Origin of the sequence: Bdellovibrio sp. HCB288 (assembly GCF_047305935.1) — a bacterium.
Taxonomy (GTDB): domain Bacteria; phylum Bdellovibrionota; class Bdellovibrionia; order Bdellovibrionales; family Bdellovibrionaceae; genus Bdellovibrio.
This window is the reverse complement of sequence record NZ_CP178619.1, coordinates 3,309,059-3,327,191: the sequence shown is the minus strand read 5'-3', so window position 1 is coordinate 3,327,191 and position 18,133 is coordinate 3,309,059. Positions and strand designations below refer to the sequence as shown.

The following is an 18,133-nucleotide window of genomic DNA, read 5'->3' as shown; positions in this document are numbered from 1 at the left end:
GATCAGGATTTCAGGCGATCGCGCAGGGTTTTCATGTAAGCCCGAACTTCTGTTTTCTGGGCTTCAGACATCCCGCCAAAGTCTTTGTTCTCAAGTGCGGTGATGATTGTATAGGCATACATGGAGTGATTGGTCTTCGGGTGGACTTTGACCAACTTCACCATGGTTTTCTGCCAGCCAAGCTTGTGCATTTGCTGCGGTGTCTTGATTCCGGCATCCTGCAGCAAAGCCTCTAGTGTGGGGCCGATATTTTTTAGATCGGAAAGTTTTTTGGCCTTTTGCAGCAATTCTACGGGGTCCTCATCCGAGAACATCCGTGGTCGTCGTGTATCAAGATTTTTAGGAATAGGTGGTTCGGCCTTTGCGGACTTTCCTTTGCGGGTTTTGCTGGCGGTTTTTTTCTCTTTGGGAAAGCTGCCCCAGATGCTGTGGGGGTGAAGGGCGACTTTAAGAATATCGGAAGCCCACTCTTCAAAGCCCTCGGTTTCAATCGGCAGATAAAGCCACTTGGGTAAAATCTTGTGCGGTTTAAGAATGGGAAATTGAGCCAAGGCGCGCGCTTGATTCTCGTGTTCCACCGGAAACATGCAGCCATTCCAGTTTATTTTGTCCTTGGGTTTATCAGTGGCCTCAAATGTGATCAGGATGATTTTCTCATCCAAATAATAGGCAAATCCGCCGAACATGGCTTTACGACGATAACCTTCTGCAGGCAGCAGATTTTCAATCCATTTGAGCTCTAACGGTTCCTTCGCCATGGCTGGTTTCTAGGGGCCTTCTTTGCTTTAATCAAGCAAAGAAAGCCGCTATTGAAAATCAGTATATGCCTATGGAGTTTCTACTGGAACGCGTTTGCTTGGGTCGCGAGGCTCAATAACACGCTCCTCGATATAAATCCGCTCGGTAGGCTCGTGGTTGCGCAGGTATTCGGCGGCGCTGGCTTGTCGCGCCCGGCGAGACTCGTTGGTTGTATCCATTTTGGATGGACTTGAGTTTCTATCCTGCATCACTGTTTCAAGTAGCGTTTTTTCAGCGTGAGCAAAACTGAACGACATTAAGATCACACCGAAGGCTATAATTTTTTTCATGGACTTCCTCCTTGAACTTATAACGCCATCATCTCGCCGGCGGGAAGTCCGCGTACAGTCCGGTTTTTAGGGAACAGTTAGAAGTCATGAGACTGCTAAATACCGTACGTCTTTGGGCGGTAAAAGATTCATTTTTCGGGGGAGGTTGTATTGCGTCTTAGTAAGAAATCAAACACTTGGGCATTTATACTTGAGTTGTAGGACGAACATTCGTTACAAGAAGGCACTGGAATTTTGAACGTGTTTAATTTTTGGAAAAACCTCTCAGTAGTTAAAAAACTGTACGCAGTTGTTGGCTGTATGGCACTGTTGATCGCCCTCGAATTGGGGACGTTGGTTTTTGCGTTGTCGACGTTGTCGTCAGTGCGTGCCTTCGTGGGCGGCGAGGGTATGTGGTCCAAGGCGCAAAAGAATGCGATTCACAGTCTGACCTCTTATATTTTCACCAAAGATCAAAACTACTATGATGATTTTCATCGCAATATGACCGTCCCCTTGGGAGATCGTAAAGCTCGTCTGGAGCTGGAGAAAGCAAATCCGGATCTTAAAGTGGTGTATGAGGGGTTCCTGCAAGGTGGCGTTCATCCTGACGATATTCCAGGGGTGATTCGCATTCTGCGCAATTGGGGCTCCGTAAGCTATATTCAGCGTGCAATTACGGCCTGGACAGCTGCTGACGAGAAATTGAATGTCCTGATTCAAAAAGCAGAAGAGCTGCGCGGTATTTTCTCCCACCCCAAGGTGGATCAGAACGAAGTAAAACGGATTCTTACTGAAATCGATGTGTTGAATGAACAGCTCACAGCGTATGAGATGGAGTTTTCCAGTGTCCTGGCCGAAGGCTCGCGCTGGTTGGAAAACCTGCTGATGTTGCTATTAGTTCTCGCAGTTGTGACCATTGAGGGTACCGGACTTTATTTGACCTTCTCATTTGCAAAGGGTCTGAACCGAAGCTTGCTGGAATTGAACTACGCCACCAAGGAAATCGGCCGTGGTAATTTGGGAGTGACAGTGCCGGTGCACTCGCAAGATGAGTTGGGGGAACTGGCGGTTTCGATCAATCGAATGAGTGCGGATCTGGAATCAAATATTTCACAAAGACTGCTGGCGGAAAACGCCAATCAGGTCAAAACATTGTTCCTGGCTAATATGAGCCACGAGATTCGCACTCCTCTGGGAATTATCCTGGGTATGACTGAAATTTTAAAGGATCCCCAGGTCAATACGGAAGAAAAACTTAAGTATCTGGATGTTATGGAGAGCACAGGTCACAACCTGTCACGCTTAATCAATGATATTTTGGATATCACCAAAGTGGAATCCGGGCACATTGATGTGGAGCTGGCTGCAGTTCAGATTGAGCCTTTCATAGAGGAAATTGGCAGCATGATGCAGGTCAAGGCCGTTAAATCCAATGTCACTTTAAGTTTTGAAGTGGCGGCGGGATTGCACGGTATGGAATTCATGACGGATAGAAATCGCTTAAAGCAAATTCTTGTCAATCTGATCAACAATGCTCTTAAGTTCACGGTCGGCGGGAATGTGTGCTTGTCGGTTGAATCTGCAGGTCATGATCTGGTGTTCGACATCAGTGATACGGGGATTGGCATTCCTGAGGATCAGCAGGGGCGGCTGTTTCAAAATTTCTTTCAAGTGGATGCTTCCAGCACTCGTCAGTATGAAGGAACTGGGTTGGGATTGGTGTTATCAAGAAAGCTCGCGCGCTCACTGGGTGGGGACGTTGTCTTGGTGAAAAGTGCGCCAGGGGTGGGTTCGGTGTTTCGATTGTCGGTTCCGCAAATGGGACTGATTAGAATGGAAACTCTGGAGGTCGCTGCCAACCAAAAGCAGGTTAAGACCGAAGTGGATCTGCGAAGTTTGACGGTGTTGGTGACAGACGATTCAGAAGACAATCAGGTTTTGATAAAACACTATTTAAATAAAAAAGGCGTGATATCAGAGTCCGCACTTGATGGTGTCGAAGCGGTGGAGAAGGCTTCGCAAAAAATCTATGATGTGATTCTGATGGACATGCAAATGCCACGTATGGATGGCTATACCGCGACTCGCGAGCTGCGTGCCCGCGGGTATCAGGGTGCTATAGTCGCTCTCACGGCCCATGCGATGAAAGAGGATCGTGATCGCTGCTTGAGCGTAGGTTGCAATGATTATCTGACTAAGCCACTGTCATCGGATTTACTGTATGCCGCGCTTGCGAAGCATGCTCAGGTACAGATTGCTGAAGTCCTTGGCAAGCCTAAGTAACCCAATTAACAGCTGCCATTTAAATAGACACTCACTCGTTTTCAGGTCCAATTTAACACCAAAGACTCATGGTAAGGTCCTTGCATTCCGAAAAGATGGTATCATTTAGGAAGACCGTTAGGAGTACAAAGATGAGACAGTCACTTAAAGTCCTTACAGCAGCAATCGCGATGAGTTCCCTTGCAGCATGCGCATCAAGCCCGGCTAAAACAGCAGAGGCTGAACATGTGACGGTTTGGGAAGTCACAGAAACTCCATTCTTGCGTGCGGTGAAGAAAAGCATCACGGGCGAAAAAGCTCAGGATATCACGGTGCAAATGCCGGTTAAGGGCAAAGAGACCAAGACAAGATAGTGGTTTGCAGATAAATTTGAAGCAAAAAAAAGCGGGTCTGAAACCCGCTTTTTTTATTTCTTAGTTACCATATTTTGGAGAGATGATTTGCGATTGAGTGTCCTCGGCCAGTGGATCGCGAACTGATTTGTTTTGTGGAGAATAAATCACCAGGTTCGCAGCACTATAACCTTTCTTAAGTTTGATTGTAGCGCTGGATTTTCCTTCCAGTGACACCACTTCCGGAATATCAGCATAGGACTGTCCCAGATCGTTCAAAGAAATCTTGGACCAGGTTTTATCATCGGACAGATAATCGTCATACTCCAGGGCATAGTTGTCCTGATGGGTGGTGGAGACTTTAATGTTCAGTTCCCCGGTCGCTGAGGTCGCCAATAAGGAGGCATCAGCTGTGATGATTGCCAGGGTTGATCCATCAAAGGTCGTCATTGGCAAGGCATCAAGTAGCGCTGATGAATAGTCCTCTTCGTAAGACGTACCTGCTGTAATTGCCGTATCATAGAATTTGCGAAGCTCACGGGCGCGATTTCCATCCAGAAGCAGACTTACAAATTTTCCTGTCGCAAGACCAGGCAGGCTGCTGCCGACAAGGCCTGCCAATTCCTGATCAGCCAGTCCATCGCCATCGGAGTCGATCTGCACATTCACCTCGCAGCGATGCCATGTGGTCATGCCCTCGTACAGTTTCAATGCCACTTGCAAAGAGCGTTTCCCAGTGGAGTCCGTAATCACGCGATAGCCAGCGGATTGCAAATCGCAATTCTTATTGTGAATCAAGTCTGCTTTCTTTTCCGCTTTGCGCGCATCCTGTCCCAGCAAAGTAAACAGATAAGCGTCGCCTGGGTTTACGGATGTGTTCTCGATCTTCAAAGTCGCAACACTGCCAGAGGCGTCGTCCTCAGAGGTCGCTTTCACTTCCAGGGCCGTCGCTTTAATTCGGGAAATCTTGCGGGCGACAACCAGGGCGGGCATTTGCAGTAATTGCTCGTCGCCTTGAGTGAATTTCAAGAAGCCATCAAGTTCCTCATTGGCTGTCTTAATCAGGGAGGCATTGAGTGCCGCCGTAATTTCAACTGTTTTCTCCTGACCTGGTTCCAGAGTTAAAACAGGAGCTGTGATTTGCATCGCTGCTGAGCCATTCCATTGTGGATTCAAGGTCACGGTCTTGTCAGAAATATTTTTGAATGTGACTTTATTGGCAAGGACTTTGCCCTTTTCAATATCCGTGATCCCAAACGAAAGCGTTGCAGGAGTCGTCACGACCTGGGCCTTTAAGCTTTCAGCTACTTGCACGCGACCAGCACCCTGGCGGGCGATAGAGTATGTTTGCTTCTTTTCATCAGAGATCACTTTGCCATGACCCAATAGAACTGATTTCAATTCAAGGGGAGTCAAAGTTGGGAATTTTTGTTTCAACAAACCCATTACGCCGGCAATATGAGGACCTGACATGGAGGTTCCTGACATATTTACGCCTTTATCGCCAGATCCGCGGGCCGCTGAAATAATATTTGTTCCGGGTCCGGTGATCTCGGGCTTGATCAAACCATCGTCTGATCTTGGGCCGCGAGAAGAGAACGGCGAGATCGTGTCTGCAAGCCAAGGCTTGTCGACTTTTGAAGTCGATTTCAAGTTCACGATAACTGTGTCTTTGGTCAACAGGGCTTTCACTTGTTTTCCGGAATCCTGGGAGATCATAACGGCTGGAATATTTGCGCTCTCCAGGCCTGACATACCGGCAGCTTCGCCAGGGGCATTGTTGGCAATGATAACACCCAATGCGCCGGCGGCTTCTGCGCGTTTAACTTTGTCAGCAAAAGACACTCCTCCACGATCAATCAAGGCGTATTTTCCCTGGATCTGGGCTGCGGTGACGCTGTCGAAGTCCTTATCCGCCAAACCAGCGAAAACCAATTCACCTTGGGCTTCCTGCATTTCTGACAAAGGGGAGGCCGTGACGGATTCAGAGATTTCGACAATCAACTTTTCCTGATCATTGATTGAAAATTCGCCAGCGGGGAATGAAGTGTTATGAGTGGAGTCATCAATGCTTGAGCCCACTGAAATCGCATCGTCTGCGATGGAAGGTGCACCCACGATGTAGGGAGCATCGCCAGAGTTGCCGGCTGAAGCCACTACTACAGTGCCGCCACGAACCAGATTTTTAACTGCGTGCCCGTACATCACATGGGGACTGCCGTAAGTGGAGCCCAAGGAAAGGTTCACAACGTCCATTTGTTTTGCAAAACTCAAGTCACCCGTAGGGTCAGCAGAATACTCAAGGGCTGCGATCACGACTTCGTCGCTGGTGCCCCCTGAGCGGCCAAATACTTTCACGGCATAAAGATCTGCGTCGGGTGCAACACCGTCATAAGTGTTCACGCCGTCACCATTGCCCGCGACACTGCCAGCCACGTGAGTGCCGTGTGTGGCTTCATCCAAAGGGTTCACGTCAGGAAGAGGGATGCGTTTTTTTGGATCGTCTGAACCCGGTTGGTAGTCTGAGCCCACCAGGTCGATACCGCCCACGACTTTGCGGTTAGGGAACGCCGATGTTTCTGCTGAAGGATTGATGGCTTTATAAGCATCAGGAGTGCCCGGGCCGCCGAGCATTTTGTGAGTATAGTCGATACCAGTATCAATTACAGCAATACGCTTGCCTTGGCCGCGAATGTTTTGTGCGTAAGCCGCTTCGCTGCCGATGAATTTAACGGACGTCTTTTCGCCGACCATACCGATTTTGTTGAATTCAGATTTTTCATCTTGAGGGCGTGCAAATTGGGCTGATTTTTCCGTCATAACGACGTTTGGAATTCTTTTGATTTTATCCAATGCATCAGCCGGGGCCCATACGACCATTCCATTTAGAACCAGGCGGTAACGAATAAGAACTTTGATGTCCGGGGAAATCTTAAGCAGTTCCGCGAATGTTTGTTCCTGCTCTTTTTGGATGGCTTTCACCAAGTCCGGATCGATTTGTGGTTTTCCATCTTTCATTTCAGCAGTCTCCAACAGCGCCGGTGACGACAGTTTGATGATGAAAATGGAGGGTTCCGCAATTGAGGATCTGGTGCTGTAAAGACCGTCTAACAGGTCTGATTTGAAGATTGGGGAATCAGGCTGGGAGGGGCTGCAGCCCACAAGGACCAACAGCGATATTAACAGCGTTGAAATATTTCTTTGGCGTGTATTCAATTTAAACATCTTCATAGGGCCCTCTCACGTTCCAGGTGCCATATAGACACCGTTGACCTGGAAATCAAATTACCGTTCTGGAGTAATCCAAAATCCGTGCCTAAGAAACGGCGCCTTTTTGGCTCTGATTTGAACGCCTAAGGACCCCGAAATGCTACTCCCAAGGGCAGTCAAAGCTCTCCTGGCCGTTCACCAGTGTGATGTTCTGATCGCGATTCATTGCAACCAGTTGGCCCTTCGCAGAAAACACCAGGCTGTAAGGATTGTCGCCAGGATATGATTTCACTTCATGATAGACAGTGCCGCTTGTTTTTGAAGTCATCGTGATCAGGTAGAGGTCGTTATACTGTTGGTCACCCGTCGTGAACAGCGCTTGAACTTCGGCTAGATTTTTCAGAGGTGCCGTTACATACTCCTGCTCCAAGAGATGCTGATTGATCAATTTAAGTTGAACAGCAGAGACAGCCTTTGCCTTGTTGATATAAAGTGAAGTTTCAGAAAAGGCCTGGTGATAGACTTCGTCGTCTGAACTGCTTTGCAAAGCGCAAAGTTCCATTGTTTTAGAAAAATCGCTGCCCGCAAATGCATTCGCGGAGATCATAAATGACAGAGCAAAAACAAATTGTTTCATGGTTATTCCCTTTGGTTAATGCCAGAGGAAGTATACCGAGAGCCGCTCGCAGGATAGTGAATAATAAATATTTTAATATGCAGGCGGGGTATATTTACCTACATTGCGTCTTTGATGTAGAACGAGCGCAGGATCTCGCTCAGCTTGCCGTTACGAATGATAGTGGCAATGGCTTTATTGACGTCGCTTAGCTTTAATTTCGATTTTTTGGAGATCGCACATTTGGTCATGAGTGACGAACCCTGGAGTTCAAAAAAACGAAGACGTGGGTAGGCGTTGCTGTAGTAGGCGAATTCGATATTGGACATGACGACGTATTTCAGGCGTTTTTTTAAAAGTTTCTGAATATTGGCTTGGTTGTTGGGGCCGTCTTCACGTCGTAATGTTCCTTGCTGGAATTGGTGGTCCAGTATCGGATAGACAAAGTTTAATACGGAGCCAATCGACTCGCCCTTTAAATCCTCAACGGATGTGACTGGATTTTCGCGGAAGTAAACGATGCCATTGGAGGTGCGATAGATTTCATCCGTCCACCAGACATCCTTAACAATGGTTTTCTGCCAGACTTCGTTCAAATGACAGAGGATATCGACTTTTCCTTGAAGCAGGCTGGGGGCGACTCTTTGCTTGGGGACCAGAAACCATTTTACGGTCACATCCAACTCTTCAGCCAGGGCCTCGCCCAGTTGCTTCAAAATTCCATCTTCCAATACAGGCACAGAAGTGTTGCGGTTTATTTTAACCAATGGCATGGCGTAGTCAGAATTCACGCCAAAAACGAGAGTTGGATTTGCATCGGCAAATACCACAGAGTGGGTGAAAAAAAGTAGCAGAATCAGACATATGTTCTTCACGTCTCCAGCATATAGAATGGGTCCGTGATGTCATATGATTTTTGTGCTAGTTTTTGCGACTCGGCATTAGTTTTTAACAACGGACCAGCTGGAGGGATTGCTCAAAGAGCTGCTCAGCTTAATTTTGGAGGATCCAGTGTCGACGTTGATGATGATTTGTGAGTTTGATACAGCTTCTATCTGTGTCAAGCGCATCAGCTTTGGATTTTTATGATGTGCGCCCTGAATGGCGTCAGCAACTTGCTCCCAGCGAATGAAGGGTTCAAAGCTTTGACCTTGATTGACACTTTTAAAGGCTCCCACGAACCACTGACCTTTAGGGTGAATATAGACAGGATAGTTCTGTTTACCAAACTGGGGAATCTGCTTCCAGTTCAATCCATCCTCTGTGGTGTAGACACCTTCCGAGGAGACAATTCCGCGCACTGAAGATTTACTTTCAAATGCGATAGAGTATATTTCGCGCTTCATCAGTTGCTCAGTCGTCAGGGTGTTGCTGGAGGTCGCAGGTGCGAGTTCGAACGAAGCCGCATTTCTTTTCCACCAGACTTCACCGTGACCGTTGATTTTACTTAGTGCCCAGATGTTGGCTTCGGGCTTGGTGATTTCCACTCGTGAAAGCAGTTGTGGGCCCCCAGGAACTGCGCGAGTCACTACGCCACGGAGTTGATTGGTTACGAATCCTTTGGCTCTTTGCAAGGGGATTTGCGCACGCTGTGCAGTAACCAGAAATTCGCCGTTGCGATGAGTGATGGGAATCCATTTGCTGTCTATGAATGCTAAATTTGAAAAATCAGCCCGGGAGGCGAAGTGATTGATATCCACATACCCCGTGATTCCGTTCCGGTTGATTTTCATGAAGCCTTTTTCAAATCCCAACGGTTCCACGCGACTCAGGCGGGGAAGTGTGGTTAAGACGGCTGCAAGACTGGAAGGAGTTTTGCGCAAGTACGTATCCAGTATATTCACGAAGACACCCGCGTCATCATGGCGGTTTTTCAGCATGGATAATGGCACCCAGCCGATCACTTGATCACGGTATGTTTTGACCTTGGCCCAATAGTCATCGGTTTCCAATATTTCTAAAGTGGCATTGGGACCCAAAACTTTGATGGTGCCCGAGTCGTTGCGGTTCAATGACAAAAGCTGGCAGGCTGATTTTGTATCCACCAGGCGCGCTACCTGAATGTCTTTAAGGATCTGTTTTGCTTCAAGTTCGAATTCCTTGCGGTCCCAGCGAACGCGGTAGGTGCTTTCAATCTGTGTGGAAATCAGGCGTTCTTCCAGGGAGCTGCGGTTGGCTTGACCAGACGCAAAAGGACTTTCTTTGGTGCGATAAAATGAGATGGCTGCACTCGCATCGGTCGCTAAAGCGGCGTGGGTGGAGGGTACTGCCAAAAAAATAGGAAGAACGGCCAAAAAAATTGGATACATTCGTCTATTGTGCGTGCCGTTAGTAGGGGGCCTCAAGGCCAGAAGAGGGTTGAACTGGCCTAAAGGGGAGTGGTATCTATACGTGCTTTGTTAAAAGAAACATAACACGGAGTGGTATATGGATATCAAATTGATCGGTATTGTAGGCGCAGGACAAATGGGGAACGGGATTGCTCAAGTGGCAGCAAACTTTGGTTTCAACGTCGTTATGATGGACGTGAGCGGCGCCTCTCTTGAAAAAGGTATGGCGACAATTGCTGGCAGCTGTGATCGCTTGATCAAAAAAGCAACGATGACTGACGCTGATAAAGCGGCTTTGTTGGGGCGTATTAAAACAACTCAAGAAACTGCAGGTCTTAAAGATTGCGATATCGTGATCGAAGCTGCGACAGAAAACATTGATCTTAAACTTAAAATATTCAAAGACCTGGACGCGACTGTTAAACCAGGTGCTTTGTTGGTTTCCAATACGTCTTCGATCTCTATCACTAAAATCGCGGCTGTGACGAAACGACCAGAAAAAGTTGCTGGTATGCATTTCATGAATCCAGTTCCTTTGATGAAACTTGTTGAAGGTATCCGCGGTCTGCAAACTTCTGATGAAACATTCAAAGCTGTGAAAGCTTTGGCAGAAAAAATGGATAAAGTTTTCGTTGAATCAGTAAAAGACATGCCAGGCTTTATCGTGAACCGCATCTTGATGCCAATGATCAACGAAGCTGTTTATACTTTACACGAAGGCATCGCTTCTGTTGAGTCCATCGACTCGGCAATGAAACTTGGAACAAATCAGCCAATGGGTCCTTTGACTTTGGCAGACTTTATCGGTTTGGACACATGCCTTGCCATCATGAACGTGCTTCATGACGGTTTGGGTGATTCTAAATACCGTCCATGCCCACTTCTTGTTAAATACGTAGAAGCAGGTTGGATGGGTCGTAAATCAGGTCGTGGTTTCTACGACTACTCTCAAAAATAGGATTTAAATACTATGGCAGGTTTTAACTATAAAACTCTTCTCCTTGAGCAAAAAGCAAATGGCGTTTGGATTTTAACGATCAATCGTCCAGAGGCTTTGAATGCATTGAATTCAAATGTACTAGAAGAAATGGGCGAAGCTCTTCGTCAAATTGGTGAGATGCCTTATGTTGACGCGCGCGCCTTGATCATCACAGGATCTGGTGAAAAAGCTTTTGTCGCGGGCGCTGATATCAAAGAGATCAATGCTTTGGATGAAGAACAAGGCATGATCTTCGCGCAACGTGGTCAATCTGTATTCCATGAGCTCACTCTTTTGAAAATTCCGGTGATCGCAGCGGTTAACGGTTTTGCATTGGGTGGCGGATGTGAATTGGCACTGGGTTGCGATTTCATTTATGCATCTGAAAATGCAAAATTCGGTTTGCCAGAAGTAAGCCTTGGTTTGATCCCAGGTTTCGGCGGTACAGTTCGTATGGCTCGCGCCGTGGGTCAGCGTAAAGCCCGTGAACTGACTTACACAGGCAACATGATCACGGCTCAAGAAGCTCTTGGTTATGGTCTTGTGAACAAAGTTGTTCCGCAGGCTGAATTGATGGCGACAGTGATGAAAACTGTTGAGGCAATTCTTTCCAAAGCTCCTATTGCAGTTGGTATGGCGAAACGCTCTATCAATCAGGCATGGGATATGGATGTTGAAGAAGCTCAAAAAAACGAAGCTAGAATCTTCGCTGAACTTTTCAACACAGAAGACGTTAAAGAAGGCACTGGTGCTTTCATCGAAAAACGTAAAGCGGCTTTCAAAGGCCAGTAGTCAGTTTCCAATCAGCGAAGTGAAAATCTTCGCTGATGTTACATAAGGTTTTTATGGCATATACTCCAAAGCATCCAGTTAGAATTGTCACGGCCGCAGCATTGTTTGACGGCCACGACGCCAGTATCAACATCATGAGACGTATCCTTCAGGATATGGGCGCGGAAGTGATCCATTTGGGGCACAACCGTTCAGTCAGCGATGTCGTTAAAGCCGTTCTTCAAGAAGGCGCGCAAGGCGTGTGCATCAGCTCTTACCAGGGCGGTCACATGGAATACTTCAAATACATGCGTGATCTTTTAAATGAAGCAGGTGCGGGCTACGTACAAATCTACGGCGGTGGCGGCGGAGTAATCGTCTACGACGAAAAGAAAGAACTTGAAGCCTACGGCATTTCGCAAATCTTCCATCCAGATGACGGTCGTCGTTTAGGTTTGGAAGGCATGATCGAAATGATCGTTAAAGGTTGCGACTTCGATCTTTTGGAAAAACAAAAAGAATTTAAAAATAAAAAGAACATCTTTGCTGGCGACACTGTTCCTTCTGTGGAATTGGGTGTGGCGTTGACCGCTATTGAAAACGGCAACAAAGATGTTTCGTTGGCTTCCTATGGTCTTGAATCATTCAAAGCGAAACAAGCTCCGTTGGTACTTGGTATCACGGGGACTGGTGGTGCCGGTAAGTCATCTTTGATCGACGAACTGGTTCAACGTTACCTGAATGCTTACCCTGATAAAAAAATCGCAGTTGTCTGCGTGGACCCATCCAAGCGCAAAACCGGTGGTTCGCTTTTGGGTGACCGTATTCGTATGAACTCTTTGTCTCGTACAAAAGTTTTCATGCGTTCTGTGGCCTCACGTGGTTCAGGCCGCGAGATTGCTTCCAGCTTGCCAGAGATTTTGAAATTCGTTCGTCAACTGGATTTTGATTTCATCATCGCTGAAACTTCCGGTATCGGTCAGGGCAATATGGCGATCACTGAAGTTTCAGATATGTCCATGTACGTGATGACATCTGATTTCGGTGCGCAGTCGCAGCTGGAAAAAATCGACATGATCGACTTCGCGGATTTGATTGCTGTGAATAAAGCCGATCGCAGAGGTGCTTTGGATGCTCTTCGTGATGTATCCAAGCAATACAAACGTTCGCGCAAGATCTTCGACAATGCGGTCGAAGTTCCAGTTTATTTAACTCAAGCATCCCAGTTCAATGATGGCGGCGTTAATAAATTGTTCTTTAGAATTGCCGATGTTTTAGAAGAAAAACAAAAGGGCCGTTGGATTGTGGATCCGGCATTCCGCGCAAATATCCTGTCTGCGGAAGAGCATGGGATCATTTCCGCTGATCGCCAAAGCTATTTGGCTGAAATCGTATCCACTGTTCATAAGTACAAAAAACGTACGGAGACTTTGGCGGAAGAAGCATCCAAACTTGGCAGTCTGCAAAAATTAGCTCCAATGCTTGGCACTCCGGCTGAAACTGTAAAGAAGGTTCAATCTCAATTGGAATCTGAATTCACAGCCGAAGAATTAGAGTCTTTGAAAAACTTTGATAAGTTGATTGAACGCTACTCTGGAGACGAATTGGTATTCCAAGTTCGTGATAAAGAGCTTCGTCAGACTTTGACCCGTGAATCTTTAAGTGGCACAAAAATCCGCAGAGTCGTAGTCCCTAAAATGAAGGACTGGGGCGACAGATTCCGTTACTTGAAACTTGAAAACGTTCCTGGTGAATTCCCATTCACAGGCGGCGTATTCCCTCTTAAACGTGCTGATGAAGACCCTAAGCGTATGTTTGCAGGCGAAGGCACGCCGGAAAGAACGAACCGTCGTTTCCATTACCTGACCAAGGGTGAAACGGCTCATCGTCTTTCTACGGCTTTTGACTCGGTCACATTGTACGGACAAGATCCTGACAACCGTCCCGATATCTTCGGTAAAGTCGGGGAGTCAGGCGTTAGTATCTGTACTTTGAATGATATGAAAAAGCTTTTCGCGGGCTTTGATCTAATCAATCCAAATACTTCAGTTTCCATGACGATCAACGGTCCAGCACCGATGATCCTGGCTTTCTATTTCAACACGGCGATTGATCAGCAGGTTGAAAAGAAAGAAAAGGAACTGGGTCGTAAGGTTACTACGGAAGAGTACAACGATCTTGCGATCTGGACTCTTCAGCAAGTGCGTGGAACGGTTCAAGCGGATATTCTGAAGGAAGACCAAGGTCAAAACACTTGTATCTTCTCGATCAATTTCGCATTGAAAATGATGGGCGATATTGCGGAATACTTTGTTAAGCAAAAAATCCGCAACTTCTATTCTGTTTCCATTTCTGGTTACCACATTGCAGAGGCGGGTGCGAATCCGATCTCTCAATTGGCATTTACGCTTTCAAATGGTTTTACATTCGTTGAGTACTATCTGTCCCGCGGATTGAAAGTCGATGATTTCGCTCCGAATTTGTCGTTCTTCTTCTCAAACGGTTTGGACCCTGAGTATTCAGTGTTGGGTCGTGTGGCTCGTCGTATTTGGGCCGTAGCAATGCGTGACTTGTATAAGGCGAATGATCGTTCTCAAAAGTTGAAATATCACATCCAGACGTCTGGACGTTCGTTGCATGCGCAGGAAATTGATTTCAATGACATTCGTACGACTTTGCAGGCCTTGCTAGCTATCTATGATAACTGCAACAGCTTGCATACAAACGCGTACGATGAAGCGATCACAACGCCGACAGAAGAATCTGTACGTCGTGCGATGGCCATCCAAATGATCATCAATCGTGAGTTCGGTATGACCATGAATGAAAACCCAATGCAGGGTTCTTACTTCATGGACGAGCTGACTGATTTGGTAGAGGAAGCTGTCTTGGCGGAATTCAAAAAGATCAGTGAACGTGGTGGTGTATTGGGTGCGATGGAAACTCAATACCAACGTTCCAAGATCCAGGAAGAATCGTTGTACTATGAGCGCCTGAAACATGATGGCACATTGCCAATCATCGGCGTGAACACGTTCATCGATCCTAAGACAATGGCGGCGGACTACGTTCCACCAAAAATCGAACTAGCCCGTGCTTCCTACGAAGAAAAGAACCAGCAGCTTGATAATGTTCACGCCTACCAGGCAGATCACAAAGCTCAAGGTGACGCTTCTTTGGCAAAACTTAAAGAAACCGTCCTAAACGGCGGCAACATCTTCGGCGCACTCATGAACGCCGCAAGATTCTGTAGCCTATACCAAATGACAACAGCCCTCTACGAGGTCGGCGGCCAATACCGCAGAAACCTCTAGAGGTAACAGTTCCCTTTTTGGAACGCAGTGCGGAACCGATATCGGTTCTGCACTGTTTCTCGTAATGAGATAGGCCTTAAGTTTGCATTGATAATCTGTATGCAAAACAAAATCGCCAAACTTAAAAAAACAGTGGTTTACGTGACTATCATTTTAACAGGCGTCAATGTTCTTCTGACAGCCGCCCAAACCATCACTGGGGAACAAGATACCAAAGCCCAATCCTTCCATTCCATCGCCTGGAAGAACCGCTAAGTAATAGGTACGGAGAAAGTGTGTCCGTACCTTTTATTTCCTATTAAATATTCTAGCTAAGAAAAGGACGATCATGGCCCCGAAGACGGAGGCGATGAATCCTGCGGGTTCGCCCTCGTTGTACCATCCCAACATCTGACCGACATAGGTGCCGACTACAGCGCCGATAATTCCCAGAATTGTGGTGAAGATGATGCCAAGCTTTTGATTGCCCGGCATGAAGAAGCGCGCCACAAGTCCAACCAGAAAGCCAATCAGCAAAGTACCTAAGATGTGCATCCAATACCTCCCACAAGGAAAGTATTGGGGACTCTGGGTACTTAATCAAGTGACTTTGTCGTTTCGCATGAATCCTAGTGGCTGATGACTTCCAATTGAGTCAGGATTGCAGGGGACTGTGTGAAGGAATAAGTATCGCTGGAAATTCCAATCAGATCTTTACCCAAAATATCCTTCATCATGCCTTTCACGCTCACCGAAGGAACCCGCCCCACAGCCTTGCCGTGACGGAACAGCATGCCTACCTGAACTGGATTTGAAAACTCCCATTGTTCGCTGATGCTGCCACCATAGCTTGCTACCAAAACCAGGCATTCAGGAATATCTTTGATCATATCCCAGGCTTTGGCTTGACCTGCCATCAATGTTAGATTGTGAGGCACGCAGTTAATTCCTGTGTCGAAGTAGCGCCGTCCATTTCCGGTACTTTGTTTGCCGGATTTTTTTGCCTGCCGAAGATCATAAAGAACGTTTGTGAATACACCTTTGTCAAAGACTGTGGGATTTTCATGAAGGACGCCTTCACCGTCAAAACGGTCGAAAAAACCTTTTTCCGGATCAAAGCTAAGATCCTTGAGTGTGACTTGAGAACTGAAAAAAGAATCACCCAACTTGCCGGAAAGGTACGAACTTTTGCCGTGAAATTTAGATGGTTTGATATCTTTAGTGATTCGTTGAATGATATCATCGTAATCAAAAATCAATACCGGCATCTTTTTTGATTCAATAGAAGAGGTCAATGAAACTGCCTGAAGAATTGGCTCATACTTCTTGCGAATTTCCACAAAGTCAGGTGTCTCGCCATCCAGATTGAAGAATCCTTCGGCGAAATCAGTGGAGCCGAAACGTTTGTAAAGCAGGTAGCCTTCATTTTTTTCACCGCTGCTTTCAAGTGTGCCCGTGTAACTGCTTTTGAATGAGCTCTCAAGCTTTTCGACAGCAAATCGACCGCTGAAGTTAAGCTGGGGATAGTCTTTGCAAAGATCTTCAAAGAAGCTTTTAAAAGCCGCAAGCTTCATCTCGCGGGCTTGCTTGGGGCTGAGATGACTTAGTAAAGCTGCGGTCTTTGGCAGCTCATAGTCATAAGAGATTCCCATATTGCCTGGACGTTCCGCTTTCTCCAGTAAAATTTCCGAGGTCGTAGCACCAACAACGGCCGAAGAAAAAATCTGACCGTTCTTAAATATTCTTGCCGCAGATTTCTGAATCTTTTGAGTTTGAAGTGAAGTGATGCGGTTTCCCTGCGCCTTCATTTCCGCCTTGTCTGTCGAGAGCGTTAAGATATCGTGTTGCATTAGCTAACCTGCATGTCTTTCACAAGAATTGTCGGACCACCATCGGATACAGGCAGTGGGAATTGACCCAGCTTTCCACAGCCACCCAAGGCTGAGTGATGTAAATCAAAGTCATTGGCAATGGCTTCAATATTGTGAAGTGTTTCGAAAAGTTGGCCACTGATGACACTTGCACGCACAGGGCTTGATAGTTTTCCGTCTTTGATCAAGTATGCTCGAGAAGGTGAGATGGTAAATAAATCGCCCCCAGTTCCATAGTTGAAGTTTTCAATATAGAGACCGCCCTCGGCCATCTTGAAGAGCTCTTCGATGGGAGTGTTGCCATTTTCGATATAAGTTGAAGTCATTCGCACGATGGGATCAAATTCAAATCCAATGGAGCGACCATTTCCAGTGGGTTCTTCGTTCATCGCCAAAGCCGTATCGTAGGAATGCAGGCGACCTGAAAGAATACCGTCTTTAATTAAGTAAGTTTTGCCAGCCTTATGGCCTTCATCATCAATTGGGCAGTATCCTGAACCACCCTGATGAGATCCTGAATCCACAATCGAGACGAAATCAGCGGCAACCTTTTTACCCATCTGCCAAGTTTCCTTAGCCGCAGGATCGCCCAGAAGGGAGTCTGCCTCTGACATGTGACCGAAGGATTCATGGACGAACACGCCTGCAACCTCAGGATGTAAAACCAATTTGTATTTTCCGGCAGTGACCAAGGGTGCATGCAGGAATTTTTCTGAGTTATCCAGTACGGTCAGTAATTCATTCTGCTTGTTGCGAAGTCCGGCGAATGTCTCAGCATAAATAGCGGCATAGTCGGAAAACATTTTATCGCCGTCTGCCAGTTCATAAGCAAAGCTAGCCCCGCACTGAGTGAAATCATAACGGTAAGATGTACCCACAGAATTCTTATAGGATTTTACCTTGTAAATGTCTTTGTAGTTTGATCGGCTGCTTTTCACCAGCGGATACTTTGATGAAAGAGCATCGTACTTGGTCATCAGGTCCACTTTTTCATTCAGGAAGACAGAGGACGGGTTATTTTCCGTGTAACTGATGTTTTCGTAGTGACCATAGTTTTCCGGAAGTTTGGACCAAGGGGAGCCGCTGCCAAATGGTGAGGACTGAGTTAATGCCAGGAGCTGGTCTTTTAGGGTGTGAAGATCAGTTGTTGCTGAGTAATACCATTGGTTATTGTTTCGCACGCGAAGAAAAGCCCCAACGGAGCTCTTTTCAATACTGGTGATGACTTCGTGATTCTGAAAACTGATGCTGCTTTCAAAAACTTCTTCAATCCGTACATCACAGTACTCACAAGGAATTGATTTTAGATCCAAATCAGCCAGAATTTTTTGAATGTCCATGAAGACTCCCATCGAGGGAATAATCTAACATGGACACC

15 protein-coding genes are annotated in these 18,133 nt (G+C 46.6%); 6 read left to right on the top strand and 9 right to left on the bottom strand.

The window, feature by feature from the left end:
* Nucleotides 1–2 precede the first annotated feature (2 nt).
* Both ACLVWR_RS16330 and ACLVWR_RS16325 read right to left on the bottom strand, forming a co-directional pair.
* The gene (locus ACLVWR_RS16330) at nt 3–758 is read right to left on the bottom strand and encodes a TfoX/Sxy family DNA transformation protein (protein ID WP_413581663.1); all 756 of its coding nucleotides are present in this window, start codon (nt 756–758) and stop codon (nt 3–5) included.
* Between the two features lie 69 nt (nt 759–827).
* Nucleotides 828–1,088 carry a hypothetical protein gene (locus ACLVWR_RS16325; RefSeq protein ID WP_413581662.1) on the bottom strand — a complete coding sequence of 87 codons (261 nt, stop codon included), beginning with the start codon at nt 1,086–1,088 and terminating at the stop codon, nt 828–830.
* Between the two features lie 240 nt (nt 1,089–1,328).
* Here ACLVWR_RS16325 and ACLVWR_RS16320 point away from each other — a divergent pair, with 240 nt between their 5' ends.
* Both ACLVWR_RS16320 and ACLVWR_RS16315 read left to right on the top strand, forming a co-directional pair.
* Entirely contained in the window at nt 1,329–3,353 is a 2,025-nt protein-coding gene (locus tag ACLVWR_RS16320) for a response regulator (RefSeq protein ID WP_413581661.1), read from the top strand.
* 131 nt (nt 3,354–3,484) lie between these two features.
* Nucleotides 3,485–3,706, top strand: a complete 222-nt coding sequence (locus ACLVWR_RS16315) for a hypothetical protein (RefSeq protein ID WP_413581660.1) — start codon at nt 3,485–3,487, stop codon at nt 3,704–3,706.
* A 60-nt stretch (nt 3,707–3,766) separates the two neighbouring features.
* On the opposite strand, the gene ACLVWR_RS16310 is transcribed toward ACLVWR_RS16315, so the two are convergent.
* The 4 genes from ACLVWR_RS16310 to ACLVWR_RS16295 form a co-directional block, all read right to left on the bottom strand.
* Entirely contained in the window at nt 3,767–6,916 is a 3,150-nt protein-coding gene (locus tag ACLVWR_RS16310) for a S8 family serine peptidase (protein WP_413581659.1), read from the bottom strand.
* A gap of 139 nt (nt 6,917–7,055) precedes the next feature.
* Nucleotides 7,056–7,532 (bottom strand): hypothetical protein, encoded by a 477-nt coding sequence (locus tag ACLVWR_RS16305; RefSeq protein ID WP_413581658.1) that lies wholly within the window; start codon nt 7,530–7,532, stop codon nt 7,056–7,058.
* Nucleotides 7,533–7,630: 98 nt separating this feature from the next.
* Entirely contained in the window at nt 7,631–8,386 is a 756-nt protein-coding gene (locus ACLVWR_RS16300) for a substrate-binding periplasmic protein (protein WP_413581657.1), read from the bottom strand.
* A 66-nt stretch (nt 8,387–8,452) separates the two neighbouring features.
* Nucleotides 8,453–9,820: a hypothetical protein gene (locus ACLVWR_RS16295; protein ID WP_413581656.1), complete on the bottom strand. Its 1,368-nt coding sequence runs from the start codon at nt 9,818–9,820 to the stop codon at nt 8,453–8,455.
* Between the two features lie 118 nt (nt 9,821–9,938).
* Here ACLVWR_RS16295 and ACLVWR_RS16290 point away from each other — a divergent pair, with 118 nt between their 5' ends.
* From ACLVWR_RS16290 to ACLVWR_RS16275, 4 genes are all read left to right on the top strand, one after another.
* A complete protein-coding gene (locus ACLVWR_RS16290; RefSeq protein WP_413581655.1) occupies nt 9,939–10,799 on the top strand; it encodes a 3-hydroxybutyryl-CoA dehydrogenase in 861 nt (286 codons plus the stop codon).
* Between the two features lie 12 nt (nt 10,800–10,811).
* The gene (locus ACLVWR_RS16285; protein ID WP_413581654.1) at nt 10,812–11,612 is read left to right on the top strand and encodes an enoyl-CoA hydratase/isomerase family protein; all 801 of its coding nucleotides are present in this window, start codon (nt 10,812–10,814) and stop codon (nt 11,610–11,612) included.
* 53 nt (nt 11,613–11,665) lie between these two features.
* A complete protein-coding gene (icmF, locus tag ACLVWR_RS16280; RefSeq protein WP_413581653.1) occupies nt 11,666–14,905 on the top strand; it encodes a fused isobutyryl-CoA mutase/GTPase IcmF in 3,240 nt (1,079 codons plus the stop codon).
* Nucleotides 14,906–15,004: 99 nt separating this feature from the next.
* On the top strand, nt 15,005–15,160 hold the full coding sequence (locus ACLVWR_RS16275) for a hypothetical protein (protein ID WP_413581652.1): 156 nt from the start codon (nt 15,005–15,007) through the stop codon (nt 15,158–15,160).
* 33 nt (nt 15,161–15,193) lie between these two features.
* Here ACLVWR_RS16275 and ACLVWR_RS16270 read toward each other — a convergent pair whose 3' ends face one another.
* The 3 genes from ACLVWR_RS16270 to ACLVWR_RS16260 form a co-directional block, all read right to left on the bottom strand.
* Nucleotides 15,194–15,439: a GlsB/YeaQ/YmgE family stress response membrane protein gene (locus tag ACLVWR_RS16270; RefSeq protein WP_413581651.1), complete on the bottom strand. Its 246-nt coding sequence runs from the start codon at nt 15,437–15,439 to the stop codon at nt 15,194–15,196.
* A gap of 74 nt (nt 15,440–15,513) precedes the next feature.
* The gene (locus ACLVWR_RS16265) at nt 15,514–16,734 is read right to left on the bottom strand and encodes a metallopeptidase TldD-related protein (RefSeq protein WP_413581650.1); all 1,221 of its coding nucleotides are present in this window, start codon (nt 16,732–16,734) and stop codon (nt 15,514–15,516) included.
* A complete protein-coding gene (locus ACLVWR_RS16260) occupies nt 16,734–18,095 on the bottom strand; it encodes a TldD/PmbA family protein (protein WP_413581649.1) in 1,362 nt (453 codons plus the stop codon). The genes ACLVWR_RS16265 and ACLVWR_RS16260 overlap by 1 nt, the downstream gene beginning before the upstream one ends.
* Nucleotides 18,096–18,133: the final 38 nt, after the last annotated feature.

Excerpts from the sequence above, each read along its gene's own strand:
- ACLVWR_RS16330 (WP_413581663.1), bottom strand. The coding sequence starts at position 758 with ATGGCGAAGGAACCGTTAGAGCTCAAATGGATTGAAAATCTGCTGCCT.
- ACLVWR_RS16325 (WP_413581662.1), bottom strand. The coding sequence starts at position 1,088 with ATGAAAAAAATTATAGCCTTCGGTGTGATCTTAATGTCGTTCAGTTTT.
- ACLVWR_RS16315 (WP_413581660.1), top strand. The coding sequence starts at position 3,485 with ATGAGACAGTCACTTAAAGTCCTTACAGCAGCAATCGCGATGAGTTCC.
- ACLVWR_RS16310 (WP_413581659.1), bottom strand. The coding sequence starts at position 6,916 with ATGAAGATGTTTAAATTGAATACACGCCAAAGAAATATTTCAACGCTG.
- ACLVWR_RS16305 (WP_413581658.1), bottom strand. The coding sequence starts at position 7,532 with ATGAAACAATTTGTTTTTGCTCTGTCATTTATGATCTCCGCGAATGCA.
- ACLVWR_RS16295 (WP_413581656.1), bottom strand. The coding sequence starts at position 9,820 with ATGTATCCAATTTTTTTGGCCGTTCTTCCTATTTTTTTGGCAGTACCC.
- ACLVWR_RS16290 (WP_413581655.1), top strand. The coding sequence starts at position 9,939 with ATGGATATCAAATTGATCGGTATTGTAGGCGCAGGACAAATGGGGAAC.
- ACLVWR_RS16285 (WP_413581654.1), top strand. The coding sequence starts at position 10,812 with ATGGCAGGTTTTAACTATAAAACTCTTCTCCTTGAGCAAAAAGCAAAT.
- icmF (WP_413581653.1), top strand. The coding sequence starts at position 11,666 with ATGGCATATACTCCAAAGCATCCAGTTAGAATTGTCACGGCCGCAGCA.
- ACLVWR_RS16275 (WP_413581652.1), top strand. The coding sequence starts at position 15,005 with ATGCAAAACAAAATCGCCAAACTTAAAAAAACAGTGGTTTACGTGACT.
- ACLVWR_RS16270 (WP_413581651.1), bottom strand. The coding sequence starts at position 15,439 with ATGCACATCTTAGGTACTTTGCTGATTGGCTTTCTGGTTGGACTTGTG.
- ACLVWR_RS16265 (WP_413581650.1), bottom strand. The coding sequence starts at position 16,734 with ATGCAACACGATATCTTAACGCTCTCGACAGACAAGGCGGAAATGAAG.
- ACLVWR_RS16260 (WP_413581649.1), bottom strand. The coding sequence starts at position 18,095 with ATGGACATTCAAAAAATTCTGGCTGATTTGGATCTAAAATCAATTCCT.